Origin of the sequence: Acinetobacter seifertii, from assembly GCF_016064815.1 — a bacterium.
Lineage (GTDB): Bacteria > Pseudomonadota > Gammaproteobacteria > Pseudomonadales > Moraxellaceae > Acinetobacter > Acinetobacter seifertii.
The window spans coordinates 2751141-2777611 of record NZ_CP065820.1 but is presented as its reverse complement, the minus strand read 5'-3'; the positions used below and the strand labels follow the sequence as shown (position 1 = coordinate 2777611).

Annotated in this window: 30 protein-coding genes and 2 tRNA genes; 21 read left to right on the top strand and 11 right to left on the bottom strand. The window is 36.7% G+C overall.

What is annotated here, in order from left to right; all coding sequences use genetic code 11:
• Positions 1-24: 24 nt before the first annotated feature.
• A complete protein-coding gene (locus tag I8T81_RS12920) occupies positions 25-381 on the bottom strand; it encodes a four-helix bundle copper-binding protein (protein ID WP_005303648.1) in 357 nt (118 codons plus the stop codon).
• A 472-nt stretch (positions 382-853) separates the two neighbouring features.
• Positions 854-1183: a hypothetical protein gene (locus I8T81_RS12915; RefSeq protein WP_198071380.1), complete on the bottom strand. Its 330-nt coding sequence runs from the start codon at positions 1181-1183 to the stop codon at positions 854-856.
• Between the two features lie 374 nt (positions 1184-1557).
• On the opposite strand from I8T81_RS12915, the gene I8T81_RS12910 reads away from it, so the two are divergent.
• Both I8T81_RS12910 and I8T81_RS12905 read left to right on the top strand, forming a co-directional pair.
• Entirely contained in the window at positions 1558-2151 is a 594-nt protein-coding gene (locus tag I8T81_RS12910; protein WP_004702695.1) for a LysE family translocator, read from the top strand.
• Between the two features lie 47 nt (positions 2152-2198).
• Entirely contained in the window at positions 2199-2417 is a 219-nt protein-coding gene (locus I8T81_RS12905; protein WP_198071379.1) for a hypothetical protein, read from the top strand.
• 241 nt (positions 2418-2658) lie between these two features.
• Here the strand turns inward: I8T81_RS12905 and xseB are convergent, their stop codons facing one another.
• Together xseB and xseA are read right to left on the bottom strand one after the other, a co-directional pair.
• Positions 2659-2853, bottom strand: a complete 195-nt coding sequence (xseB, locus tag I8T81_RS12900) for an exodeoxyribonuclease VII small subunit (protein WP_004702693.1) — start codon at positions 2851-2853, stop codon at positions 2659-2661.
• The gene (gene xseA / locus I8T81_RS12895; protein WP_198071378.1) at positions 2843-4108 is read right to left on the bottom strand and encodes an exodeoxyribonuclease VII large subunit; all 1266 of its coding nucleotides are present in this window, start codon (positions 4106-4108) and stop codon (positions 2843-2845) included. Before xseA ends, xseB begins: the two co-directional genes overlap by 11 nt.
• A gap of 266 nt (positions 4109-4374) precedes the next feature.
• Between xseA and I8T81_RS12890 the strand changes: the two genes are divergently transcribed.
• Both I8T81_RS12890 and I8T81_RS12885 read left to right on the top strand, forming a co-directional pair.
• Positions 4375-4451 (top strand) — tRNA-Met (locus tag I8T81_RS12890).
• Between the two features lie 174 nt (positions 4452-4625).
• Positions 4626-4859: a hypothetical protein gene (locus I8T81_RS12885; protein ID WP_002119938.1), complete on the top strand. Its 234-nt coding sequence runs from the start codon at positions 4626-4628 to the stop codon at positions 4857-4859.
• Between the two features lie 149 nt (positions 4860-5008).
• Here I8T81_RS12885 and I8T81_RS12880 read toward each other — a convergent pair whose 3' ends face one another.
• The gene (locus I8T81_RS12880) at positions 5009-5680 is read right to left on the bottom strand and encodes an XRE family transcriptional regulator (protein WP_019457418.1); all 672 of its coding nucleotides are present in this window, start codon (positions 5678-5680) and stop codon (positions 5009-5011) included.
• A gap of 589 nt (positions 5681-6269) precedes the next feature.
• Here I8T81_RS12880 and I8T81_RS12875 point away from each other — a divergent pair.
• Together I8T81_RS12875 and I8T81_RS12870 are read left to right on the top strand one after the other, a co-directional pair.
• A complete protein-coding gene (locus tag I8T81_RS12875; protein ID WP_198071377.1) occupies positions 6270-6659 on the top strand; it encodes a hypothetical protein in 390 nt (129 codons plus the stop codon).
• Between the two features lie 36 nt (positions 6660-6695).
• Positions 6696-7241 (top strand): glycoside hydrolase family 108 protein, encoded by a 546-nt coding sequence (locus I8T81_RS12870; protein ID WP_198071376.1) that lies wholly within the window; start codon positions 6696-6698, stop codon positions 7239-7241.
• A gap of 95 nt (positions 7242-7336) precedes the next feature.
• On the opposite strand, the gene I8T81_RS12865 is transcribed toward I8T81_RS12870, so the two are convergent.
• A complete protein-coding gene (locus I8T81_RS12865; RefSeq protein WP_019457414.1) occupies positions 7337-7954 on the bottom strand; it encodes a LysE family translocator in 618 nt (205 codons plus the stop codon).
• Between the two features lie 514 nt (positions 7955-8468).
• Between I8T81_RS12865 and I8T81_RS12860 the strand changes: the two genes are divergently transcribed.
• The 3 genes from I8T81_RS12860 to I8T81_RS12850 all read left to right on the top strand — a co-directional run bounded on the left by I8T81_RS12860 (position 8469) and on the right by I8T81_RS12850 (position 10207).
• Positions 8469-8684: a cold-shock protein gene (locus tag I8T81_RS12860; RefSeq protein WP_004702680.1), complete on the top strand. Its 216-nt coding sequence runs from the start codon at positions 8469-8471 to the stop codon at positions 8682-8684.
• 203 nt (positions 8685-8887) lie between these two features.
• Positions 8888-9097 (top strand): hypothetical protein, encoded by a 210-nt coding sequence (locus I8T81_RS12855; protein ID WP_077164550.1) that lies wholly within the window; start codon positions 8888-8890, stop codon positions 9095-9097.
• Positions 9098-9391: 294 nt separating this feature from the next.
• Entirely contained in the window at positions 9392-10207 is an 816-nt protein-coding gene (locus I8T81_RS12850; protein ID WP_004702676.1) for a pyrroline-5-carboxylate reductase family protein, read from the top strand.
• Positions 10208-10369: 162 nt separating this feature from the next.
• Here I8T81_RS12850 and I8T81_RS12845 read toward each other — a convergent pair whose 3' ends face one another.
• A complete protein-coding gene (locus I8T81_RS12845) occupies positions 10370-10489 on the bottom strand; it encodes a hypothetical protein (protein WP_004702673.1) in 120 nt (39 codons plus the stop codon).
• A gap of 434 nt (positions 10490-10923) precedes the next feature.
• Between I8T81_RS12845 and I8T81_RS12840 the strand changes: the two genes are divergently transcribed.
• Both I8T81_RS12840 and I8T81_RS12835 read left to right on the top strand, forming a co-directional pair.
• Positions 10924-11247 (top strand): hypothetical protein, encoded by a 324-nt coding sequence (locus tag I8T81_RS12840; RefSeq protein ID WP_004702672.1) that lies wholly within the window; start codon positions 10924-10926, stop codon positions 11245-11247.
• A 323-nt stretch (positions 11248-11570) separates the two neighbouring features.
• Positions 11571-12335 carry a COG4705 family protein gene (locus tag I8T81_RS12835; protein WP_198071375.1) on the top strand — a complete coding sequence of 255 codons (765 nt, stop codon included), beginning with the start codon at positions 11571-11573 and terminating at the stop codon, positions 12333-12335.
• Positions 12336-12411: 76 nt separating this feature from the next.
• On the opposite strand, the gene I8T81_RS12830 is transcribed toward I8T81_RS12835, so the two are convergent.
• On the bottom strand, positions 12412-13629 hold the full coding sequence (locus I8T81_RS12830) for an MFS transporter (RefSeq protein ID WP_198071374.1): 1218 nt from the start codon (positions 13627-13629) through the stop codon (positions 12412-12414).
• A 110-nt stretch (positions 13630-13739) separates the two neighbouring features.
• Between I8T81_RS12830 and I8T81_RS12825 the strand changes: the two genes are divergently transcribed.
• Entirely contained in the window at positions 13740-14186 is a 447-nt protein-coding gene (locus tag I8T81_RS12825) for a winged helix-turn-helix transcriptional regulator (RefSeq protein WP_198071373.1), read from the top strand.
• Positions 14187-14469: 283 nt separating this feature from the next.
• On the opposite strand, the gene I8T81_RS12820 is transcribed toward I8T81_RS12825, so the two are convergent.
• A complete protein-coding gene (locus tag I8T81_RS12820) occupies positions 14470-15342 on the bottom strand; it encodes an aldo/keto reductase family oxidoreductase (RefSeq protein WP_198071372.1) in 873 nt (290 codons plus the stop codon).
• A gap of 80 nt (positions 15343-15422) precedes the next feature.
• Between I8T81_RS12820 and I8T81_RS12815 the strand changes: the two genes are divergently transcribed.
• Positions 15423-16058, top strand: coding sequence for a TetR/AcrR family transcriptional regulator (locus I8T81_RS12815; RefSeq protein WP_198071371.1), 636 nt, complete (start codon positions 15423-15425; stop codon positions 16056-16058).
• 128 nt (positions 16059-16186) lie between these two features.
• Here I8T81_RS12815 and I8T81_RS12810 read toward each other — a convergent pair.
• Positions 16187-16262 (bottom strand) — tRNA-Gly (locus tag I8T81_RS12810).
• 63 nt (positions 16263-16325) lie between these two features.
• On the bottom strand, positions 16326-17747 hold the full coding sequence (cysS, locus tag I8T81_RS12805; RefSeq protein WP_032064088.1) for a cysteine--tRNA ligase: 1422 nt from the start codon (positions 17745-17747) through the stop codon (positions 16326-16328).
• 214 nt (positions 17748-17961) lie between these two features.
• Here cysS and I8T81_RS12800 point away from each other — a divergent pair, with 214 nt between their 5' ends.
• The 8 genes from I8T81_RS12800 (at position 17962) to I8T81_RS12765 (ending at position 26413) form a co-directional block, all read left to right on the top strand.
• Positions 17962-18939 (top strand): KpsF/GutQ family sugar-phosphate isomerase, encoded by a 978-nt coding sequence (locus I8T81_RS12800; protein ID WP_019457396.1) that lies wholly within the window; start codon positions 17962-17964, stop codon positions 18937-18939.
• Positions 18940-18942: 3 nt separating this feature from the next.
• Complete coding sequence (locus I8T81_RS12795; RefSeq protein WP_004702656.1) at positions 18943-19482, top strand: KdsC family phosphatase; 540 nt, start codon at positions 18943-18945, stop codon at positions 19480-19482.
• A gap of 37 nt (positions 19483-19519) precedes the next feature.
• The gene (gene lptC, locus I8T81_RS12790) at positions 19520-20068 is read left to right on the top strand and encodes an LPS export ABC transporter periplasmic protein LptC (protein WP_004702654.1); all 549 of its coding nucleotides are present in this window, start codon (positions 19520-19522) and stop codon (positions 20066-20068) included.
• Positions 20052-20600, top strand: coding sequence for a lipopolysaccharide transport periplasmic protein LptA (lptA, locus tag I8T81_RS12785; RefSeq protein ID WP_004702651.1), 549 nt, complete (start codon positions 20052-20054; stop codon positions 20598-20600). The genes lptC and lptA overlap by 17 nt, the downstream gene beginning before the upstream one ends.
• Positions 20600-21346 (top strand): LPS export ABC transporter ATP-binding protein, encoded by a 747-nt coding sequence (gene lptB / locus I8T81_RS12780; protein WP_002051056.1) that lies wholly within the window; start codon positions 20600-20602, stop codon positions 21344-21346. The genes lptA and lptB overlap by 1 nt, the downstream gene beginning before the upstream one ends.
• A gap of 274 nt (positions 21347-21620) precedes the next feature.
• Positions 21621-23087 (top strand): TolC family protein, encoded by a 1467-nt coding sequence (locus I8T81_RS12775; protein WP_019457395.1) that lies wholly within the window; start codon positions 21621-21623, stop codon positions 23085-23087.
• Positions 23084-25219, top strand: a complete 2136-nt coding sequence (locus I8T81_RS12770; RefSeq protein ID WP_077168234.1) for a type I secretion system permease/ATPase — start codon at positions 23084-23086, stop codon at positions 25217-25219. The genes I8T81_RS12775 and I8T81_RS12770 overlap by 4 nt, the downstream gene beginning before the upstream one ends.
• Before the next feature lie 3 nt (positions 25220-25222).
• Positions 25223-26413 (top strand): HlyD family efflux transporter periplasmic adaptor subunit, encoded by a 1191-nt coding sequence (locus I8T81_RS12765; protein WP_019457393.1) that lies wholly within the window; start codon positions 25223-25225, stop codon positions 26411-26413.
• The last annotated feature ends 58 nt before the right edge of the window (positions 26414-26471 follow it).

The window sequence follows — 26471 nt, the reverse complement described above, 5'->3', positions numbered from 1 at the left end:
CGTAGGCTTTAGATGGTTAAAAATTTAGGCGCGATAGGCCAAACACGCTTGAGCACAAGCTAAACATGCTTTTGCACAGATTTGACAGTGCTCATGTTCATGTTTACTACATTCTGCTGCACAAAGTTGACAGGCATTGGCGCACAATTGCATGGCTTGTTCAGCAAGTTCAGAATTTCTTAACTCTAAAGATGTACACAGTTGGCAGGTTTCTACACATGTCATGCAATGCTTAATACACTCTCGCATCATATGGACATGTTCCTCTTGCAAACATGCAGCTGCACAAGTTTTACAGGCGATCATACATTCAATACAGGCTTGAACTGAGGTAGAGGTGTCACAAAATAAAGCCGAGTTTGTTTCTTGTTGAATTTCCATAAGAGTTCTCCTATCGAAGACTATTATTAAAAAATGGAATATCGTTATATTTTCTATTTTAGAAGATCATTTTTAAGGCATGGCTGTTTGAGATGAAAGGTCTACAAATCGCTAATACATAATTAACCTCGTAGTAGAATGTTACATCCAACTTTTAGCTTAAATGCTCGTATTTTTTGAAATTGATAGGGGATTTAAATTTAAGGATTGTGTTAAATTTAATTGCATATAATACTTTTGGCTAATTTCTTATTGTGTGAATATTAGGCAAATTAGGAATGTGAACTTTGAAGGACACGAAATGGAAAACGTTAATCAATACGCTCACGGAGCTGAGCATGAAGTCCACATCCATTGCAAACGATCATTAAGCACATTAATACTGAGTATGTTCGTATTAATTACAACTGGTCGTTAAAAGAAAAAGCACCCGAGGGTGCTTTTTCTGTATATAGCGACGAAATAGATAATTTTAAGAACTTATAAAGCCGCGTCGTTTTTTGTAGGCTTTACGGTCATAAGAAGGGATATTGGACTTTTGAAGATCAATCGCCAGTTGTTTCTTGCGTTGAAACTGAACTTCATTAAGAAGAGCAGCATAAATTTTGGGCCGGTCAGTTTTAAACTTATCTACATCCAATGGAATCTTATCTTCATTCTTGACTAAATATAGAACAGAACCGTTTGCATTGGTTTCATATATTGTCCAGCCAAGTCGAACAATGTAGAGACCGGTTTTCTGATTTTTACCTAAATAAGCTTTAAACCCATCGGGATGAGGGCGAACATAAGCATTCATCATGCATCCTCCATCAACTATTTAATTCGATGAAAGCGACAATCAATGAATTGATGGGGAGCGATACATCTATTCAATAAAATCACGATTTCTAATTGTATATATATTGATCAATTTGGCAATTTCAAGTCATGTGATCATTTTGTGCAATAGTTAAAAAATAATATAATCTGACTGAAACTCATTAAAAAAATGTGTGACGTATTTTGCAAATTAAAAATTAAACAAATTATAATGAATCTAAGTTCACTTTTTAATATGATTTTGATTTTAAAAATAAAAAAGTATTTGTAATATTTCTTGTTACAACGATTTTGTCGACAATAGATGCTCTTTTTTGACATATTTCGCCTAGAGCAATCAGTGAGTTTTGGCCTATGGTGTCATTTTTATTTATTGGACTTGTAGTCACTATCTTGCTGACTCCAGGACCAACAAATACATTATTAGCCTCGGCTGGCTTGCAAGCAGGGGTAAAGCATTCTCTTAAGTTAATTCCAGCAGAGGTAATAGGTTACCTGATCGCGATTACCTCATGGGGTGTTTTACTTGAGTCGGTATCTCATTTTATTCCATGGCTTCCAGCTATATTAAAATTGATGAGCGCGAGTTTCATTCTCTATCTTGCTTTTAAACTTTGGATAACATCGACTGAAGATATTAAGCTAGATCGACCACTGATCACGCCAAAGGCTTTATTTGTTGCGACACTTTTAAACCCTAAAGCGTTACTGTTTGCTTCAGCGATTTTTCCACATGCAGCGTGGGAAAATCCGAATTTATATTTTATTCACATTGTTGTCTTTTTATCTTTAATTACCCCAATTGCTTTTTTATGGATTATGTTTGGAACAGTACTGATTTCAAATAAAGTAACTTGGTTGAATCAACGTAATTTACAACGTACGGCTGCATTTATTTTAACTTTTTTTGCGATGCCAATCGGCTATTCTGCGATTAGCTCATTTTAAACTTAACCGATTATTTATATTAAAAATTTATTTTTCAGGAGATTTTTATGAAAAGATTAAAAGTAATTATCAAGGATCAGTTTGACAAAGAATCAATTGCTTTGGCAAAAGTTAGACCAATGAATGACCATGCACTTGAACTTCATAAAAGCATTGAACATATTGAAATTAATGACGATATTATTTTGCCCAATATGGATTTGTTATATGAAAACCCTAAAGACAGCAAAATTTATCAGTTAATCGGTGCATTCAGTGAGGAATAACTATTAAATTAAATTTAACAATAACCAACTACATAGTTTGTGTTTATTAGAGTCTCAATGGTGGAAATTAAGCCAAACTAACGTATAGACACAATTAAAATATTGAACATTGGTAGTCATTATGGGACTATGTTTTTGCAAAAATGTGACCTAATCCTCATTTTTGCATTTCAGGACTAAGTGGTATTCACTAAGCCCATTCCTTCAATGAGAAGTAGGAATGGGCTTTTTTTATGAAATCTTATTCTTTGAAAGTTTCATCTAAAGCTTGTTGAACAGCTTCAATTCGAGACTTGCAAGCTTTGTAAGCGCTAATAGACTCTTCAACAACTTTCATTAAATTATCAATATCGGGACTTTCTTGAGATTCCAATAACTCAGCATTTTTTTTCAAAATATCATGACCATCTTTAAACGTTAACTCTTCATTTTTCATTTGGAATTACCTGTGTAATGTTGGCTTCAAGCACACCATCTTGCATTTCAATTGCAATGGCGGGGCTTGAAATTTGCTGTATAGAGCGAATAGCTTTTCCTTCAGATCTGACTATTGCATAGCCTTTGGCTTGAACCTGTTTCGGGTTTTGCAAAAGAATTTCCTTCATTAAAGATTCGATTTGAGCGAATGAAAATTTAACTTGTTGCTGTGAGCTAAACTGAATACGTTCTTTCATCTGGTCAAGTAGACGATGCGCCGAGTTAAGCTGATTTTGTGCCGAAGACTTAATGTGTTGAAGCAGTTGATCATTTTTGCTTTGATACGTCGTGATTTGATGCTGAGAAAGCAGCTTAATCGTTTGTAGACTATCTAGTGCTTCTTGTACGCGTTCAACAATATGGTTGCGAATACCAGCAATCACTTTACTTGGAGTATCAAACGAACGGTGTGCAATCTCATCAAGGATGGTACGGTCTTTTTCATGTCCGATACCAACCCAAATTGGTACGCTGCGTTTACAGAGTAGTGCTGCGAGCTCATAATCATTTAAATAAGCTAAATCATTTACAGCGCCACCCCCACGAATAATTACAATCAGATCGGGTGGGAAGTTATAACAATTTGCCCATTGCTTTAAACCAGTTGCCAACGACTCCATCAGACTAACGGCAGCCGTATTGCCCTGAAAGGTTGCATTTTGATAAACAAAATGACAAATCCCATTTCGCTCAAGAGCGTCTGCATCTTTTTTAAAATCACCGAGGCCCGCAGCATTTTGAGGAGCAATCACTAAAACATTTTGTATATCAAAAGGAGTAGGGATGAGTTTATTTTTGTGAATTAAACCTTCTTGAGTTAAACGTTCCACAATTTGTTGATAACGTTTTGCAATTTCACCAAGTGTAAAACTTGAGTCTATCTCTTCAATATTGACTGAAAATCCATATTGCGCATCAAAACGCGCTCTAATTTTAATTAAAACATTTAAGTCACTTGCTAACTCAATTCCTGTTTCACGTTCAAACTTAAGAACAATTTTACTCGCTGAAAATTTCCAGATAGTTGCCTTACAACTGGCGATGACTTTATCTGTATCTGCGTCTTTCTCTGCAAGTTCTAAATAGTAATGTCCACCTTTAATATTTAAATTCCGAATCTCTGCTCTAACCCATACGGAATCGTCAAAGGTCAGGCGTATGACTTCCTGCACAGTGCCGAGATATTCACTTAGCGAGAACTGAGGATCAGACATATAAACTATAAATGTATTAATGAGAGAAAGAATCTAGATAGTATAAAAGCTATTCAAGCAAGGCAATTGGTGTCTATAAATATCGGGTTCTATTTAAAATAAATACAACAATTTAACGAGCTAAAAGTTGGAAATTGATACGGCTATTTAGAGCAAGTGGTAAAAAATGAAAAAATTAATAAAAAGATAATTGTTAATAATTACAACCGATTAAAAAATAAAGTTTGCTTTATAAAATATATAGGCGTATAAAGCTTACTTCCAATTGCGGGGTGGAGCAGTCTGGTAGCTCGTCGGGCTCATAACCCGAAGGTCGTTGGTTCAAATCCGACTCCCGCATCCAAAAATATTATGCTCTGTGATGTATCACTTTTCATGATACGAACTCATGAAAAGCAATTAGCTTATAAATAACCCTATATCAAGCTAAATATTAAATTCTAGACGAACTGTCCATACCTTAAATCTAGCGTTCTAATTACATACCGTAAAATCACATGAGCTCAGTGATGAGTAAATGATTGTGAATATAGTAAATGAGTGGCACATTGCCACAGCCGTAAATGGCAATGAAATTAATGTGAGGATTGTTCCTCATGTGCGTAAACAAAACTCTCTCGATGGATATCGTTGGGTTGAAGTTGGTAAAAAAATTCAACTTCAGTCAGGCGAAGAAATTGAGCTAAACCAAGATGGAAAAAGCTTCTATGCTGGTTTTAATCAACTTTATCGTTTAAATACATATTGTTGATAACACATGGCACTAAAGCGGAAAAACCTATCTCTTTTTATGGAGATAGGTTTTTTTATATTTATAGAATATAGAAATAATTAAAACTATAAAAAAGTAAAGTCTAAGTAAATTTTAAATTATTATTTTAACTATATTTAATAACTTAATTAACCTGCTCGCCAGAACTGACGGCCCATAACCTTAAAGTTTTTACCGTTCTCTTCAGTTACACGGCGGTCTCTAAATTTTTCATTTAAGCTATGCAAAATTAAAGAACCATCTGCCTCTTTAAAAATTTGTTTAATCATTCCTTCGCCAGCGAAATAAACAGCATAAATCTCACCATCAATGACTTCAGTCTGAGAAATATCAATGCCAACCAAATCCCCATCTTTAATGTAATCGGTCATGCTATCGCCTTTGGCTTTAATAATCCGCATACACTCTTGAGGAACGCGCTTTTCTTTAAAAAAAGAAGCAGGAAAAGGAATTTTTCCATTAATTGCATCAAAATGAAATTCGATTGATTCACCTGTACCACAAGAAAAACTTGCTTCAACCACATCAATCCAAAGATATTGATCTACTGCATCATGACTTACTACAGTAGGACTAAACACATCACTTTCTTTAAAAGAATCTTCTGAGTTACCAGTGGTAAGCCAATAAGCATCTACACCTAAAAACTGTGCAATAAGTGGAAGAAAAGCAGATTTTAAGTTCTTTCCCGATTCTAAAGCTTGGTAGGCAGGCTGAGACATTTTTACTGCTTCAGCAACTTCTGCCTGAGTTTTCTTAGCTTTAATCCTTGAATCTTTTAAACGGTCTTTAAGAGCCATAGTGATCGCACCAGCTAATTTATAACAAATATATAACTTAAGTTATATCTAGTAAAACAACTATAGTTATTGAATAATAATAACTATAGTTATAATATCAGTTATAAGGAACCATTGATAGAATGAACTAAATATTTTACTTAAATATATTTTTAATTTTTATCAATGGCTTAGTAAGTAGTGATTATTATTCTGCCTCAATGGACGACAGAATATAAAAAATGGCGATAGTGAATCAGTGATAGAGATCAGCTATCAAAAACAAAAAATGAAATAAAAAAAGCCCGATTCCGTGGATCAGGCTTAATGTTCGTCGATAAAGGGTATCAAGAACATGAAGAATCTAACAAAGAATTTAATGACTCACAAAAGTTTCCGATATACGGCAGCATGTTATGTCAAATTTTTGGTCAAAAAAGTGAAGCAATTCATCAACCTTACTCTTTTTTCTTGTTCTTATGCTAATGCTTAAGTGCTGGTAAAAAGGTTTATGAGATTGAGCGATTTTATTTAAATAGTTTCTCTAAAAGGTATTAAATAACATTGGTTTATAAGATTTTATCCTTTTAGAGCGTGTGAGGATTGAGTTATGGGAAAGTTTTTAACGACTGATGGATTAGTGACTGCTTTTAATCTCTATGGGACAGTAATAATGGTTGGCCTAGCAATAAGTTTGGTTGTTGCTGTTGTTCTAATCATGCGTTTTCCACGGTCACCTCAAGAATGGGTAGTTGGTTTGATTTGTACGATTGTCTCAAGCTTGACAGGTGGCTCATTCATTATCATGAAATGGAACTTGCATGAGTGGGTAACAGATATATGGGGAATGATTACTTTAGGTGGATTCTTCTTTATTTGTGGATTACCTGGTTGGGCGATTGTGAGGTGGATATTTAACTTTATTAATAAACAAGAAGGAAAAACCATTGTTGAAGTGATGAAAGACTTAAAAAAAGTAAAAGATGATATTCAAAATTAATATCTAACAGTAGGTGGTATAAATGAGGACAGTCCTATGAATATTGAACAATATTTAGATGCACTTATAAAACGTGAAGGTGGATATGTAAATGACCCACTGGACTCTGGCCAAGCGACAAAATTTGGAATTACTCAAGCAGTTGCTCGTAGTTATGGATATCAAGGTGAAATGAAGGATTTACCTTTAGAAATTGCTAGAGAGATTTATAAGAAACAATATTGGCTTGAACCACGATTTGATCAAGTTAATTTAATCAGTCCCACTACTGCTGAAGAACTATTTGATAGTGGAGTAAATTGTGGAATCAACTTTACAAAACCGCTTCTGCAACGGGCCTTGAACTTGTTAAATCGCCAAGGAAAAGAGGGCTGGACAGATCTTAAATTAGATGGGGAATATGGACCATCTACATTGCAGGCTTTATCAATGTATATTGATAAGCGCGGTCATGAAGGTGAGCAGGTACTCGTACGTCTCCTTAATATTATGCAAGGTCAGCGCTATATTGAAATTACAGAAAAGAATCCAAAATATGAGCAATTTTTTTTCGGATGGATTGCCAATCGTGTGAGCTTATAAAAAGACCAACTTGCAAAAGCTGTTTTAAGCAAAAGGGCTGTTAAGCACTTAACAAGTTGGTCGTTTTTTGTTTGGTTTATATAAATAAAACTACTTTACTGAGTAATAAGTAAAATCGCTAAAAGGAAGAAAATACAGCCACTCACTTTATTTAGTTTTGCAAAATTATTCCCAGCGAGCATTTTCTCTTTAAAAATTGAAGAAAAATTGGCATAGACTAAATGAATTAAAAAACCAATAAAGCAAAATGTTAAAGATAAAACTAAAAACTGATTTAATATTTCTTTTTTAATATCAATAAATTGTGGGAAAAGTGCTATAAAAAAGACAATTGTTTTGGGATTCAGTAGTGATGCAAATAATCCCTGATAGAAAAGTTTCGATTTCTTTATACCTTTCTCGTCATGTGCAGTTTCTAGTAAATCTTGAGTAGGGGACTTTTTGATAAAGTTTTTATAGCCTAAGTACATCAAGTAAAAGGCTCCAATAAACTTTAAAACAGTAAAGATGGTAGGATTACTGGTAATAATAAGTCCAACACCACTTGCAGAAATTACAGCGATAATAAACATACCAATGATTAAACCACTAATACCGAATAAAGCTGTTCGTACACCATAATTAATTGAATTTGTTACTGTAAATAAAACGCCTGGTCCGGGGCTGGATAACGTGAGAAAAGCAATGGTTATAAATACTAAAAGACCGTTCACGTGGTTACTTCCTGTTTGTCATCAACATATTAAGCTGCACGCGTACTTTAAAGTAGAAGAGATAATATGTATATACAAGTCTGTATATTTTATAAAATAATAAAATATTTTAGTAATTGATCAAAGTGACTATGAAGCTTATAGTAAGCCTTAAAAATCTATAGAAGAAAAAATTTTCAGAGTGTAAAAAAAATGAGATATATCTAATGAATATATCAATATTAAATCAATTAAATTTATTGTAAATAGTATTTAAAATCAATAAATAAGAAGATGGTGTCTGTGATCGAAATGAGTAAAAAATCAATTAATCGAGATAGAGATTGCAATTCGATAAGAAGCGTGTATAGTCGAGCATAACTACAAAAATATTCTTGTTAACCTAAATCTTTCTTTTCGCAGTTTTATTTATAATCCTCCGTATTTTATAAGATATTTAAGTAAACGCATATTTTTGAGTTTAATTGGTTTCTCCAATAACAAATGATAATTTTTTAAAAGTTAGGATTAATTTATGTCTAATACTACTGGTACAGTAAAATGGTTTAATGAAACTAAAGGTTTTGGTTTTATTCAATCTGATGAAGGTAAAGATGTTTTCGCACATTTTTCTGAAATTCAAACACAAGGCTTCAAAGTTCTTTTAGAAGGCCAACGTGTTCAGTTTACTGTGACACAGGGTAAAAAAGGCCCACAAGCATCAAATATCACTATTGTGAATAATGCTTAAATTTATATAATTTGATGATTTTATTGGGTTATCTTTAGAGTAAATTGCTCAAGTAATTTTTAAAAATCATTAATTTAGTTAAAAAACCCACTTCTTCCTTTGTGGGTTTTTTACATGAACAATCAAATAAGTTGATTATTTTATTTATATAATATAAAAATTAAACTTATGCTTAAAAAGTTAAATCAATAATTGGTATAAAAATGGATATTTGTATTGGCGGTATTTTAAATGGCAAAGTTTGCAAAAATAACGAAAATTATTTTAGTGCGGGAAATCCTCACTCAGATGAAGTAACTCAATATGAGAAGCAGTATTTTCATTTAAATGGGAAGCTTTTATCTTTTTGGGTGTGTAGTGACATAAAATTTCAAGAAGCGTTAAAAATTGCCGAGAGTTTTATTAAAAAATAAGAAAGATTTTTAAGTTAATATTAATTAAAAGTACTTTAAATTTAACAACTCAATTTCTCAAATGAGATAAGCTAAATATTATTTTTAATTACATATTTTTAACAATTTAAGTTATTTTGTTATTCATAAAGTCATGAGTGAAGAGTACTCTTAACTCAGAATATAACTTTGTTGTAAAATTAAACTTAATATTTATAAAAGTTTATTAAATTTTTATAGTTTTAACGGTCTATGACTTAAGTCATAAATAATATTTCTTTTTGTAGTGTATCTAAAGGAAGGAAATAACTCTAAATGTTGAATATAGTACAGCCTAATATTTGCTTTATTGGCAGCAGTAATTTGTCTTTAGCTTTGATTGGAGGTTTAGTTTTAAAGGGATTTCAAAAAGAAAAAATTAATCTTATAGAAGAAGTAAAGTTTGATAATGAAATCATTCTCAAGCAAAAGCAGCATGAGGTAAAAAAGGCTGATATTGTTGTTCTGTTATTAGATCCCAAAAACTTAAAAGCCATACTAGCGCCATTAAAAAAATGGTTAGTAGATAAAACTATAGTGTCGATGATGGCTGGGGTGAATATTAAACAACTTATGAGTATGACGGGCTCACAAAAAATTATACGAATTATTTCAAACCCCCCAGTATTAACTTATAGCGGTACACATGTGCTGATTGGTTCTGAATACTTGGAACCTTTAGATAAAGAGGTCATTGAGGTAATTTATTCAGCAACAGGTAAGACGTATTGGGCGCATTCTGAATCAGACGCTGATGCGATTATTGCGCTATCAGGTTCAGGGCCAGCTTATTTCTTTTATATTCTCGACAGTATGATCAAAACAGGTACGGCTATGGGTTTAGATAAGCAATTTGCTTTAGATCTAGCACTACAAGCTGCATCGGGTGCTGTGGAAATGGTACGTAAAAGTAACGTTCAGCCAAGTGAGTTATGTGGAAAGGTGACATTGGCTAATGGAATCACTGAATCTGCATTACGGATGTTTGAATTAGGCAATCTTTCTGATGATATTCGACTTGCTTTAAAAGCAGCGTATCACCGTAGTAAAGAAATAAGTGCAGAGATTAACGCTGAAATTATCAAACACTAGTTTTTATTTCTAACCAAGTACCTTTTAACCCTGAAATAACAAATTGTTGAAAGGTACTTGATACAGTTACTTTAACCATGTGCTTGCTAAACAAACATTTTAGTGTATTTAATCTTAACGAAAGCTCTTCTAAATTACACTTTGTAACTTCAAAATTTTAAATCAATGAAGTTTAAGAAAATATTCCCAAATAATAAAGCCGATGCCAAACCCTAACATTGAGTAGAGAGTAATAATAAATAATACAAAACTAGCTTTATTTTTCTTTCTCAAAAAATTCATGTTAGCTACCTCGTGTCTAGATATGTACCATCATGAACAGATTCGATGTGTAATCATAGATACAGAGTTTTTTTAAAAAAATATAACAGATAAGATGATTATTATAATTTACTCATTAATTAAGTTTTTCTTAAATTTTCAGAGAGGTAAGCAATAGTAATAATATGCTGTAGGGCAATTAAGACGATATTTATTTTTAAATTTTAATGACTTTTAGAGGCGAAATGATCGATAGTCATAAAGTATATTTTTTGAATTAATTAGAAATTATACATTCAGTAGGTCGTAATCTTGATAAAGAATCTAGCTAAAAAATCTAGGAATTTATTTATATATTGTGATGGGGAGGTTTGCCTAATTTAAAAGTTGATCTTTTGAGACTTAAATTTTAGAGGATAAATTGCTACCCTTGCGCGTGAAATTAAGGTGAGACTATGAAATTTATATTCCTCTTTATGAGCGCTATCACACTTCCATGTTATGCGGCATCAGAAACAATGGAGATTCACTATTGTCAGCTTGTGAAAAATGCTGCAAAAGGAGTGATGGATGCAAGACAGCATGATGTGCCAGTGATTGAACTACAAGAGATTGCGAGTCATCTTGAAGAAGTAGAGGCAAAGCAGTTGTATCAACAGCTTATTGATACAGCATATTCTTCAAAGTTATTTGAAGATCCTTTGACTAAGACAAAAGCTGTTGAAGACTTTCAAACGGCATGGCATGAAAAATGTTTAATCAAAAGTTCTATAAGCTGAACTTACATGTAAATCGAACCTACTCATTGAGTAGGTTTTTTATTTCAATTAACTAAATAATTTAAAAAAATGCTGCATCGGATACTATAAAAATAGGTGCCACATTCCACTATGTTTATAGCTCATTTAGCTTTTATGACATGATTATTAAACGGTTGTGCATTGCAAAATGTTTACAACAAATAAAAGGCTAATTATGTCTTCTAGTTATTAAAAGTACTCATTATAGGCAAAATTTGTAGTTTATTTTTACTCTTAATTTGAGCTTAAGGCTGGAACTCTTAGATATGGGCGAATCAGTAAGTATGTTTGGAGAACATACAATGATAAGTCATGAAAGTTTATCTAAAAGTTTAAGTAAAGTTCCAGAAGTCACTTTGCTATTTTGGATCATTAAAATTGCTGCCACAACTTTGGGCGAGACAGCTGGAGATGCGCTATCTATGTCCCTGAACTTAGGGTATGTGATTAGTACAGCTATTTTCGCAGTGATATTTGCAGTTTTTGTTGGCTTGCAAATTAAAGCTAAGAACTATAATTCATTTTTTTATTGGGCGACTATTATTGCGACGACCACGCTCGGAACCACAATTGCCGATTTTGTTGACCGAACTTTAGGCGTGGGCTATGCAGGGGGTAGTTTAATATTACTTATTTTATTAGGCGTCTCTCTGTTTGTTTGGTATTTAAGTTGCGGCACAATTTCGGTAAAAAGCATTCAGTCTGCTAAAAGCGAAGCTTTTTATTGGTTAACCATCATGTTCTCTCAAACATTAGGGACAGCATTAGGTGACTGGACTGCAGATACCCAAGGGTTGGGCTATACGAGCGCGGCTTTAATTTTTGGTACTTTATTATTGGTATTAGCAATTTGCTATTTTTATACCAAAATCTCAAGAACCTTATTATTCTGGTTAGCCTTTGTTCTTACTCGACCACTCGGGGCTGTTTTAGGTGATTTCCTCGATAAACCCATTGCACATGGTGGATTAGAGCTAAGTAGATTTAGCGCATCTTTTGTTTTGTTGGCTTTTATTGTGATTTGTTTAACGGTCTTTAAACCTAAAGCAGCACAGACAGCTCATTAAATTAACTCTTAAAAAAGACCGCATTACTCTGTTGGGTGATGTGGTTTTTTTATTTGAGGCTAGATTTTATCGATATTTAAGAGACTTTACGTGTTATCCACCAAAATAATAGCGCCAAACAACTAACACTTGCACCGAGTGTACATACGCCCAGCCATCCAGCATAAGCGTAAGTAACAGTTGTGCTAATTGCACCTAGCCCACTTCCTACCGCGTAAAAGAGCATGTATAGCCCAACGAGCCGACTATGCGCTTCTGGATGAGTACGGAAAATCATACTCTGGTTGGTTACATGCAGAGCTTGACCACCTAAATCTAACAGTACTATGCCAATTATGAGCGCCCAAAGTGAGTAGTCCATGAGCGAGAGTGGTACCCATGCGCTTAGCAATATTAAGAGTGCTATGGCGCTTGTACGTTGACCATAACCGTGGTCAGCCCAGTGCCCAGCTCGTGCGGCAGCTAATGCACCTACAGCCCCGACAAGTCCAAAAGCCCCAATTACAGTGTGCGAAAAACTATATGGTGGTGCACTTAACGGCAGTACCAACGCGCTCCAAAAAATATTAAATGCCGCGAACATCAGTAAAGCTAAAACACCGCGTACTTGTAAAACTTTCTCTTGGTGAATCAGTTTGAACATGGATGTTAAAAGCTGTAGGTAGCGCATGTTAACAGACTGAGTTTTTAAATGAGGAAGGCGTTTCCAAAGTGGCAACGCAAGGATGAGCATAAGTATTGCTGCGCAAAAGTACACACCACGCCAACCAGCAATATCGCTAATTCCTCCTGAAAATATCCGGGCAAGCAGTAAACCTATAAATACACCACTTTGTGCGGTACCTACTATATGTCCTTGCTCATGTGGGGCAGCAGCGCTTGCAGAATAAGCAATTAGCCCTTGAGTCATGGCTGTGCCGAGTAAACCGACAGCAAGCATTCCTGCCAATAGAACACTTACAGAATGAGCAAAGGCAACCACGAGCAATGCAGATACTAAAGCCAATAATTGTAGGGTCATTAATCGACGTCGATTTACAAGATCACCCAACGGTACTAGAAACAATAGAGCAAGAGCGCAGCCAATTTGTGTGGCTGTCACTACACCACCTATTGAGGCATGGCTAATATTAAAGTCTTTAGCCAATATGTCGAGCAAAGGCTGCGCATAATAGACATTTGCCACACTCGCACCACTGGCTATAGCAAACAGCAAAATTACGCCACGGGGCATGCTTGAAAGCGGTTTATCACTTTTGGCGTGTGAAGTAGAAGATGCAAGAGAAGCTTTCATGGCCTAAATCCATTTAATCTAGTTTTAAAATGCAACCAGTTGAATGTTAAGTCTACTAGTTTTAAAATGCAACTAGATGGCTTGTTACTGATTATTGATAAGGAAACTCAATGACGAACTCTACATTGTTAAAAGATGAGCCTTGTCCTGTTGCGCGCTGCGTCAACCTTATAGGAGACCGATGGTCACTGCTTATTGTGCGTGATGCTTTTGATGGAATGCGCCGTTTTAAAGATTTTCAGCAGAGCTTAGGAGTGGCTAGAAATATTCTTTCTGATCGACTGAAAAAGTTAGTAGATGCTGGTGTTCTTGAAATGCAAGATGCTTCTGATGGTACGGCTTATCAGGAGTATGTATTGACTGCTAAAGGAGAGAGTTTGTTTCCAGTAGTGGTAGCTTTACGACAATGGGGAGAACAAAACTTATTTGAAAGTGGTGAGCGCCATTCTCTATTAATTGATAAAAATACAGGTCAGCAAATTCCATTTATGGCACCCGTTGGACAAGATGGAAAAGTGCTCAGAGGTTCAGATACTCAAGTGCAAAAGGTTAAATGAATTATTGTTAATACTTTATTTTGGGCGTAAAAAAGCCCTTGCTCGAAAGCTAAGGGCTTAGTCATTCATTGATCTAGCAATGAACTATATAAGGCTCATCTCATACTGAGGCTAGTATATATGAAATTGAGCTAATAAAGAAGGTGGTAGTGTCCTAATAGTAATAAAAGGCTTTACATAGATTTTTAATACTAATGGCCAAAACCACCTAATTCTCTCTCAAATTAAGTGATTTAAATTTTGGAATCTTGGCATTGGCTGGAACTTACTTCCAGCCAAACAATTAGCTGTTATTTAAAGAGCTTAGTAAATTGTAGACTTCATCTGACAATATCAATTTGGAAGCACCAATATTTTCTTCTAAATGAGCTACCGATGATGTGCCAGGAATTAATAAGATATTAGGCGATCGTTTTAATAGCCATGCCAATGCGACTTGTTTTGGAGTTGCACCAAGATCATTTGCTATAGCAGATAATGTATCTGATTGAAAAGGTGTAAAACCACCTAGCGGAAAAAAGGGTACATAACAAATTCCTTTCCTAGCCAGTTGATCAATTAATACATCATCTTGGCGATTGAATAAATTATATTGGTTTTGTACACAAGCAATATCTGTGATTTTTTCAGCTTCAGTAATTTGAGTTTCTGTAACATTGCTTAATCCAATATGTTGAATTAAACCTTTTTCTTTTAATTTAGCCAGTACAACAACTACTTCCTCAATGGAACCTTCGGAAGGCATCATGGGGTTAAACATTGCTCGAAAGTTTACAACATCTAAAGTTTGTAGACCCAAATTACGCAAATTATCATGTACATCTTTTTCAATTTGTTCTGCAGAAAAAGCTGGTAGCCAAGAAGCATCTTCTCCACGCTTTGCTCCAATTTTTGTGACAATGGTAAAATCATCTGGATAAGGATATAGAGCCTCTCGAATGATTTGATTGGTTATGTGAGGGCCATAAAAATCGCTGGTATCGATATGATTAATACCTAACTCGATGGCGGTTTTTAGGACATTTATTGCAGCATTTTTATCTTTTGGTGGTCCAAATGCATGGTGACCTGCCAGTTGCATTGCACCATAGCCCATTCTATTTACAATTTTATTTCCAAGTTTGTATGTGTCGGAAAGATTTATAAGATCGGACATAAGTTTTCCTCAGACTTTACTTTCAATATTGTTAAAGATAAAGTTTATGAAGAATCCTTCACATTTAGAATTCGCATTTTATGTCTATAAATAAAACTGCTCTGAAGCCACGAAAATCACCAGTTCAGACGCGTTCAACAGCAACAATAGAAGTTCTTCATGAAGCAACCATTCAGGTTTTACTCAAAGAAGGAATTGTAAAATGTAATACCACACGTATTGCTGAAAGAGCGGGTGTATCAGTCGGTAGTATTTACCAATACTATCCAAACCGAGATTCTTTATTAGCTGCAGTTTTGCAACGTCATCTTGATCGCGTTGCAGAAAAAATTGAAGAGCTTTGCCTGAAATATGAAAAAACTTCAATTAGGACTCTAATCTCAGCTTTAGTCGATGAAATAATCTTGGCAAAGTTAAGTAATCCTGAGGAATCAAAGGCGCTATATGCTATTTCAGGAGAAAGAGGGGGATTGGATCTTTCAAAGCGAATGAATGACCGTATGTTAGCCGCTGTTTCAAATTTATTGGAGAGTGCGTCGGATATTGAGTTTGATGATAGTCAGATCGTCGCTGAGTTTGTTTTAGGTGCAATTATGGGATTAATAAGAAGAGTGCTTGAAAATCAGGTAACAGATAAAGTGGAGCAGGTATTAGAGTCTCATTTAAAGTTAATGGTCGTCGCCTATTTACAACAAATTGGACATATAAAGAATTAAAAAATTTTAATCTTACAAATATAAAAGCTTTTGTTTGTATGGAAAGAAGAGTGATAAAACTTCTCTAAATTTATATATGGCCAATAAAAAACCACCTAATTCTTTCGAATTAAGTGGTTTTTGAATTTTGGAGCGGGAAACGAGACTCGAACTCGCGACCCCAACCTTGGCAAGGTTATGCTCTACCAACTGAGCTATTCCCGCAATGTGAGCACATTATAGAGTGTTTCATTAAAGTGTCAACACTCTTGTGATCTAATTGAACGTTTAATCAGCACGACGCCAAACTGTACCTTGACGCGTATCTTCAAGTACCACACCTTGGTCGAGCAAAGACTGACGAATACCATCTGCTTTCGCAAAGTCTTTAGCTTTTTTCGCATCAACACGTTGTTGAATGAAATCTTCAATTTCAGCATCAGACAAAGCAAGCGCTTCTTGTCCAATATCTGATTTTAAGAAATCATCTACATTGTGTTGTACCAAACCTAAAATGTTGGTGAGGTGACGTAAAGTCGAATAAAGCACAGTTGCTTGGTCAGCTTGCTCTTCTTTTACAGCACGGTTTAACTCTTTGTTGAGTTCAAACAATACTGCCATTGCTTCAGCCGTATTGAAATCGTCACACATTGCGTTGTTAAAGCGTTCAATAAAACTCTGATCAAGCGTTTCAGTTGTCTTTTGACCATACACTTGTTGATAAGCTTTAAATGAATGATAGAAACGAGTTAAAGAAGTTTTTGCTTCTTTAAGCGCTACATCAGAGAAGTTTACAGGACTACGATAGTGTGAAGACACAATAAAGTAGCGAATCACTTCAGGGTGGAACTTCTCCATCACGTCACGAATCGTGAAGAAGTTGCCTAAAGACTTAGACATCTTTTCACCATCAACGTTAATAAAGCCAACATGCATCCAATAGTTCACATATTGCTCGCCAGTTGAAGCTTCACTTTGAGCAATTTCATTTTCATGGTGTGGGAACATTAAATCTGAACCACCACCATGAATGTCAAAGTGATTGCCTAAGCAGCAAGTCGACATTGCAGAACATTCGATGTGCCAACCCGGACGACCATTACCCCAAGGAGATGCCCAAGATGGTTCGTTTTCTTTTGCATGTTTCCAAAGTACAAAGTCAAAAGGATGTTTCTTTTCAACTTCTACATCGACACGTTCACTTGCACCAGCTTGCATATCATCAAGCTTACGGCCAGAAAGGCGACCATATTTTTCAAATTTGGTCACTTCAAAATAAACATCGCCGTTTGAAGCAGGGTAAGCAGCGCCTTTATTGACCAAATTGCCAATCATATTTTGCATCTGGTCGATATATTCAGTGGCTTTCGGTGCTTCATCGGGTGCAGCACAACCTAAATTGGCTGCATCTTCATTCATTGCATCAATAAAACGAGTGGTGAGCTGTTGGATGGTTTCACCATTTTCTTGAGCACGTTTGATGATTTTGTCGTCAATATCAGTAATGTTGCGAATGTAGCGAACATTCCACCCTTGACTACGCAAGAAACGAATAATGTAGTCAAATGCAACCATAACTCGAGCGTGCCCGATATGACAGTAGTCGTAAACGGTCATACCGCAGACGTACATATCGATGTGACCTTCTTTGCGAGGTACAAATTCAACTTTTTTTCGTTGCTCAGAGTTATATAAAACAAATGGTTGCATAAGGGTTTTCAAACACTCAACAAAAATAGTGTTACATCATAACTTATGCATCATTTTTAAAAAAGTTTTATGCATTAATTTTATAAGCTTGTGAAATCTTATACATTTAAAAACGTGTAACTGATTGAGTTATGCTAGAATGCCCCCAAATCTTTTGATTAAAATCACCGATCTCAATAGAGAGATCAGATCAATTATTTTGAGTCACACTCGTATGCCTAATCCTACAGATTTCCAAAGCAGTGCATTAGCTACATTGCGCATTGAGCAACAAGCCATAGATGTATTAGCAACACAAATTGATGACCGTTTTAACCGTGCTTGCGAAGTACTGTTGCAGTGTAAAGGTCGTGTTGTGATTACAGGGATGGGTAAATCTGGGCATATTGGTCGAAAAATGGCGGCAACATTTGCCTCTACAGGGACGCCGTCTTTCTTTATGCATCCTGGTGAAGCAGGCCATGGCGATTTAGGTATGCTGGTTCGTGGCGATGTGCTTATTGCAATTTCCAACTCTGGAAAAAGCGATGAAATCATGATGCTCATGCCACTGATTAAACATCTTGGCGTACCTATGATTACGATTAGCCGTACTGATAAAGGCCCAATGCCACAAAATGCGGATATTGCTTTAACTTTAGGTGAGTCTGATGAAGCTTGTCCTTTAGGTTTGGCGCCTACATCAAGTACGACGGCAACATTAGTGTTAGGTGACGCTTTGGCCGTTGCATTACTAGAAGCACGTGGTTTTACTGCTGATGATTTTGCTCGTTCGCATCCAGCAGGTGCATTGGGTAAGCGTTTACTTTTACATGTAAAACATTTAATGCATACAGGCGATGAGCTACCAAAAGTTTCGCCAGAAACCCCAATGAATCAAGTGCTTTATGAAATTTCGAATAAGCGTTTGGGTTTAACGACGATTGTTGATGAACAAGATCATTTGCTCGGTATTTTTACAGATGGGGACTTACGTCGCCTCATTGATAAACAGCAAGGTTTTGATGTGAATTTACCTGTTTCTGATGTGATGACAAAAAAACCGTCAACTATTTCTCAGGAAGCACGTGCTGTAGAAGCGTTACAACAGCTTAACCAGAAAAAAATTAGTCAGTTTGTGGTGGTAGATGACCAAAACAAAGTGATTGGTGTAATTAGTATGCATGACCTTATTCAGGCAGGGGTGAATTAATTCATGGCATCGTATGCATTGTTAGAACAAGCACGTCATTTGCAGGCATTGGTTCTGGATGTTGATGGTATTTTGAGCGATGGCTTTGTTACATTAACCAATACGGGTGATGAAATTAAATCATTCGATATTCGTGATGGTTTAGGCATGAAACTTGTTCAAAAAGCAGGTATGAAAGTCATTATCATTACTGGTCGAAAAAGTAATATCGTTGACAAACGAATGTCTGATTTGGGTGTAGACCTTGTTTTTCAGGGTCGTGAAGACAAAGGCTCAGCACTTCGTGAAGCTTGTGCACAGTTTAATATTTTGCCTTCTGATTGCTTATATATGGGTGATGATTGGCCTGATCTTTCGGCTTTTGCGATTGCCGGAATGAACGTTACTGTGCCAAATGGACATGAAGAAGTGCGTCGCCGTGCACACTTGGTTACCCAAGCGATGGGTGGTCGTGGAGCTGTACGTGAAGTCTGTGATATGTTGCTGATCGCAAAAGGCATTTACCAAGAACTTCTTGAAAAATATCTTGCAGTACCGCATTAATAACAAGATTACTTAAAAAGGTAGGCTATTCCTGCTTATGGATACCAGAGTTTTATATATTGTTGCTGTAGTGGTTGCTGCTGTAAGTGGTGGTTACTACTACTATAGTGGCAAGGCAAAAAAACTGGACATTGGTTCGGCGAAGAATATGACTTATTCGGCGCAGGGCGTCCATTTGACTCAAACTGATGACAAAGGCAATTTATATGTTCGTGCTGAAGTTCGTCAGCTTGAACAGGATATGCAACAAAAAACGTCGAAGTTGGATCAACTTAATGCCTCTATGTATAAATTAGGTAAAGTTGATGCAACATTCTTTGCTAAACAAGCTTATGGCTATGATGATAATCAAAAGGTTGTCTTATCGGGTGATGTGGTTGCAACTAAGATTGCACCTCAAGGAACAATTGAGTTTCAAACCGATCAGTTAACTGCCTATCCCAAAAACAGAGATATTGAAACCAATCATCAAGTGATTGTTCAGTCTCCACAAGGCGAGTTTGTGAGTAAAGGATTAAAAGGCAATTTGAATAACGGTCAGTACGAATTTTTTAATATTCGAGGAAAGTATGCACCAAAGTCTTAATTTAAAACGTTCTTCAGCTTTCCTAAAACAAGCTGCGGTCATTACATTCGTTGCTTTAACATCTGCTTCGACGTTTGCTTTGCCGTCTGACCGTAATCAACAAATTTCATTGGTTGCAGACCGCGCAACATATAATGAAAAAACTGGTTTGACGACTTATACCGGTAATGTTGTGATTGAGCAAGGTACGATGAAGCTACAAGCAGATTCGATTGTTGCTAATCTTAACTCGAAACGTGAAATTCAGGTTATCACTGCAAAGGGTAGACCTGCTAAGTTTCAGCAGCAAGTCAATGCGAATAAAGGCTTAGCGCGTGGTGAGGGTCAGACCATTGTTTATAATGCTGATACTGGCATTATTACTTTGTCTGGTGGTGCATATTTATATCAAGATGGTTCAAGTATTCGTGGTAACTCTCTGAAATATAGTATGAATAAAGGTGATGTCGAAGCTCAAGGCTCTTCTTCAAACCGTGTACAAATTATTATTCCACCGTCAAGTTCAAAAAGTTTCCCAGGAGCGCGTGACTAATGCAGCAAGCTCTTCAACAACCGCAAACTTTGTGTATTAAGCACTTAGCAAAAAACTATAGTAAGCGTTGGGTAGTTAAAGACGTCTCTTTTAGTATGCAAAGTGGACAGATTGTTGGTTTGCTTGGTCCTAATGGTGCTGGTAAAACGACGAGCTTCTATATGGTCGTTGGACTGGTACGCATGGATAAAGGCGAGATCCATCTTGACGATTTAGATATGTCCGATTTGGCGATGCATGAGCGTGCACGTAAAGGTATTGGTTATTTACCTCAAGAAGCTTCTATTTTTAGAAAACTGACAATTGCTGAAAATATTATGTCGATCTTAGAGACGCGTAAAGATTTGAATAAACAGCAACGTCAACAACGTCTTCATGAGTTATTGAATGACTTTAAAATTAGTCATATTAAAGACTCATTAGGAATGAGTGTATCGGGTGGTGAACGTCGCCGTGCAGAGATTGCGCGTGCTTTAGCAGCAGACCCTAAATTTATGCTTTTAGATGAGCCATTTGCGGGTGTCGATCCAATTTCAGTCGGTGATATTAAAGACATTATCCAGACCTTAAAAGATCGTGGCATTGGCGTACTCATTACAGATCATAACGTTCGTGAAACTTTAGCAATCTGTGAGCGTGCATATATCGTGAGTGAAGGCTCAGTAATTGCAGAAGGTACGCCACAAGAGATTTTAGACAATGAGCAAGTTCGTAAAGTCTATTTGGGTGATGATTTTACAGTTTAATTAAAGCCACTAATCTGTTTGGTTAAAAAGAGGTCAAGGCCTCTTTTTTCATTTTTGGAGGTTTTGTAAATAAAAACAATAATATATACCACTCATTTAATAAAAAAATAATGTGTGATTTATTCCGCTAATTATGCTGTTTTAACTAAAAAACTCTGTAGAATGGAGATGCTTTTAAACGATAACAAACAACATCAACAAGATAAGCATGATTGGATATAACCAGAAAAGAAAGAAAGGGAAATGTAGAAAGCAAGCTTTCCTGAAAGGGCTAATGCTTTTAAGTTCACTACACGTACCTGTCGTGATATACGCTGCTAAACCAAGTGAGCAATATCACACCCTGAAAGATAACTTGTCACAACTTTTTGTCCCGAAAAGTAGTGATGATTTTAAAGTAGCCAAGATGCAAGAGCTTAGTAATTTTAAGCTAGATCGTTCTATTGCGCAGGAATTTCCCACTGTTCAACTTAATGACAATTCGGCTTCATCTTTTAACGCCTTGCCCTCTAAAAAACTGACACTGCAAGATGCAGTAAAAATTGCGATTCAGCGTAGTCCGGATATTTCACAATCTATTGCAACTTTAGCAGGTCAAAATTCAGGTGTTGACGTTGCTAAAGCTGGTTACTATCCTCAGCTTGCCGGAGGCGTCTCAACTGGTGACTTGACCACTGGAGAACGAGGAAGGCAGTTACTCACTTTAACTGCCACTCAAATGCTTTTTGATTTTGGTAAAATCAAATCAGGTGTAAGCGTTGAACAAGCTAAAGTTCAGGTGGAACAAGCAAACGTTCTGGTCAGCGTAGATACCCTTGCGCTTGATGTTGCGCAGACTATCGTCAATATTCAGCGTTATCTGCAACTTAATAAAATTGCTGAGCAGCAAATTGCAGGTATTCAAAGAATTCAAGATATTGCTAACCTGCGTGCAAATGCGGGTGTCGCGAGTCAAGCTGACCCAATTCAGGCACAGTCATACTTACAAGCTGCACAGTCAACTTTAATTGCCCAACAATCATTGTTACGTCAGTATCAACAGCATTTAAGAACATTATTGGGTGCTGATGTTACTCGTACAGGTTGGATTATTTCTGATGATTTAGTGAAGCAATCTGACCTATATGGAGAGCCTGAGTTTAATACTATTCCTAAAATGATTGCCGCACAGGCAAGTGTTGAGGTTGCTAAAGCGCAAAAAGAACAAACCCGTTTAACTCGCTATCCGACCTTAGCTGTAAAAGGCTCAGTTAGTCAGGCCATTAATGGTAAAAATCCAAATAACGATAAAGATAACGGTTTATATAGCTCAGTCATGCTAGAAGCAACGAGTCAGTTTTATCAAGGTGGGGCAACCGCTTCACAGGTAAAAATGGCAAGTTACGCTGAAGAAGCTGCGAAAGCTAAAGTAAATTCAGTATATATGGATGTGCTGGATCAAATTCGAACCAGTCGCGAACAGATTGAGAATAAACAGCGTCAAATGCAGGTTTTGGTAAGTCGCCAAGCAACCACGGTTCGTACACGTGAACTTTACCAAGAACAATACAAGCTTGGTACTCGTTCACTGGTCGATTTATTAAATGCCGAACAAGCCATTCACAGTGCTAACTCAGAACTCGAATCAGCACGCTATGATATTTATAACAGCATTGTTCAGTACATTGAAGCAACAGGACGTTCCCGCCAAGCCTACGGCTTAAATAATATTTCAATTCAGGGGTTCGAAGTACAACCATGATGACAAAAATAAATTACCAGCCTTGGTTACAGGCGGTCTTAACTATTGCCAAACATTACCGAATAGAACCGTCAGAAGAAAGAATTCGCTTACAACTTGATTGGAACCAAAACCAGAATCTTGATGACATCTTGCAGTTAATGACGCGTCAGGTCGGATTAAATCTTCGTAAGGCACCATTCTCGTTAGACTTATTAAACCCATGGCGTTTACCGGTTATGGTGGAGTTTAATGATGGACAAGTCGGGGTTATCGATAAGGCAGATACGCAAGGAAATGTCAGTATTCAGTTCAGTGGAGATCAAGGTCTTTCTCAGAACTTATCTTTAGAAGCACTGAAAACGACACTTAAAAATGTCTATATCTTGCGCCCTGAAATGTCTATTCCAGATGCGCGTATTGATGAATATATCAAGCCATACGAAGCAAACTGGTTCTGGTCAATTGTTTTAAGAGACTGGAAGCGTTATATCGATATTATGTTTGCCTCTTTAATTGCCAATATTTTGGCACTGGCAACCATTATTTTCTCAATGCAGGTCTATGACCGTGTTGTACCATCACAGTCAATTCCGACCTTGTGGGTTTTGGCAGGTGGTGTGCTGATTGCAGCTCTTTTTGAGTTTACCTTACGAGTTTCAAGGGTCTATTTATCCGATATTATCGGTAAACGTGCTGACTTACGTGTTTCAGATCGTGTGTTTGGCCACGCCCTAAGAATTAAAAACAAGGAACGTTCAAAATCTACAGGTAGTTTTATTTCCCAGATTCGTGAACTTGAAGGTGTTCGTGAACTGGTGACGTCAACCACCATTAGTGCAATTGCAGATTTTCCATTCTTTTTCTTATTCATTACTATTTTTGCCATTATTGGTGGCAAATTATTTTGGGTAATGTTGCTTGTTGTTCCTCTCATGATTTTGCCGGGTATTTTGGTACAGAAAAAGCTGGCACAACTGGCACAAGAGGGTATGAGAGAATCTTCAATCCGTAACGCAATTCTTGTGGAAGCGGTGCAAGGTATTGAGGACATTAAACTGTTACGCGCTGAGTCACGTTTCCAAAACCAGTGGAATCACATGAATGAAGTTTCAGCCGATATTGGTATGAGACAACGTAAAATTGTGGGTACCTTGATGGCTTGGACCCAAATGATTCAAGGTCTAACGTATGCCATTGTGGTTTTAGTTGGCTGTTTTGCAGTGATGGATGGTGAAATGACCACAGGTGCGTTAGTGGCATGTTCAATTTTATCTTCACGTATGCTGGGGCCGATTGCCCAAATTACAGGGGTGTTAGGTCGTTTACAGCAAGCGAAAGTTGCCAAACAAAGTTTAGATGAACTCATGCAACGTTCGATCGATCAGGCGGATCGCTCTCATTTAGTACATAAGGCTGTCTTAAACGGAAATTATGAATTAAAAAATTTATTGTTCCAATACACTGACGATGACACAAAACCAAGTATTGCTATTCGCCATTTGCAGATCCGTGCAGGTGAAAAAATTGCAATCTTAGGTCGTAATGGTGCAGGTAAGTCGACCTTGCTTCAACTTTTATCTGGTATGCAGGTTCCAGTTCAAGGCGCTGTGCATTTAGATGGTCTAGATCTTTCTTTAATTGACCCATCTGATGTACGTCGTGATATGGGCTTACTTAACCAGAATGCTCATTTATTTTACGGTACGATTCGTGAAAATCTAACCTTAGGCGCACCGCTTGCAACGGATGAAGACATTCTTCGTGCATTGGTTGTGACAGGGGCACTTCCTTTTGTTCAAGAGAAAAAAGAAGGACTTGATCACCTTATTTTAGAAGGTGGCGTTGGTTTCTCTGGTGGCCAAAGACAAGCCTTATTGCTTGCACGTTTATTAATCCGTCAACCTAATATTCTCTTACTTGATGAACCAACAGCAGCGATTGATGATGTGGCAGAGAAGCAACTGATTGATCACCTTAAAGGGTGGTTGGCACATCGAACATTGGTTGTGGCGACACACCGTCGCGCTGTTTTAGAACTGGTCGATCGTATTATTGTCGTGAATGAGGGCAAGATCGTGATGGATGGACCAAGAGATCAAGTACTTAATCAATCATTAGCCCAACAAAAACAAGTAAGCCAAGGGGGATAATTCATGAGCGAACCACAACAAGAACTCACCCGTTCAATGAATGTATCTTATACTGAACCACCATTACCACGTGCCAGTTTAGTGATTTGGATTGTAGGTATTGGACTCATTAGTTTGTTTGTTTGGGCATGGTTTTTTCAGTTAGAAGAAGTGTCAACAGGTACAGGTAAAGTGATTCCATCATCTAAAGAACAGGTGATTCAATCATTAGAAGGCGGTATTTTAACTAAACTGAATGTGCAAGAAGGCGACATTGTTCAAAAAGGTGAAATTCTTGCTCAATTAGACCCAACGCGTTTTGCGTCAAATGTGGGTGAGTCTAGATCTTTATTAATTGCAGCTCAGGCCACATCAGCGCGTTTACGTGCAGAAGTGAATGGCACACCGTTAGTCTTCCCTGAAATCGTTGCAAAAGACCCTAAGCTTGTTCATGAAGAAACAGCGTTGTATGAATCTCGTAGAGCTGATCTTGAACAGACATTGTCAGGTTTAAGACAAGCTTTGAAATTGGTTCAGCAAGAGCTGGCAATGACAGAGCCGCTAGTTGCGAAAGGCGCAGCGAGTGAAGTTGAGGTTTTACGTTTACGTCGTGAAGCAAATGATTTGCAAAATAAAATGAACGATGCACGTAACCAGTATTATGTGAAGGCTCGTGAAGAGTTATCTAAAGCCAATACAGATAGCCAAACTCAACAACAAATCGTACTAGGACGTAGTGACAGTTTAGATCGTGCTGTATTTAGAGCGCCTGTACGAGGTGTTGTAAAAGAAATTACTGTGACAACGCATGGTGGTGTTATCCCGCAAAATGGTAAGTTAATGACCATTGTTCCAATTGATGAACAATTGCTTATTGAAGCGCGTATTTTGCCACGTGACATTGCATTTATTCGTCCAGGTCAAGAAGCTTTGGTGAAGATCACAGCTTATGACTATTCAATTTATGGCGGTTTAAAAGGTAAAGTTACAGTTATTTCTCCAGACACGATTCGTGATGAAGTTAAACAAGATCAGTTCTACTATCGTGTTTATATCCGCACTGATACAGATAAGCTCTACAACAAACAAGGTAAAGCTTTTGGTATTACACCGGGTATGGTGGCAACTGTAGATATTCGTACTGGTGAGAAAACTGTAATGGATTACTTGTTGAAACCGTTTAATAAAGCGAAAGAAGCATTACGAGAAAGATAATAGTAAAAGCCCCGAAATTCGGGGCTTTTTTATGGGTTTGCTTCTATTAAATTCACGC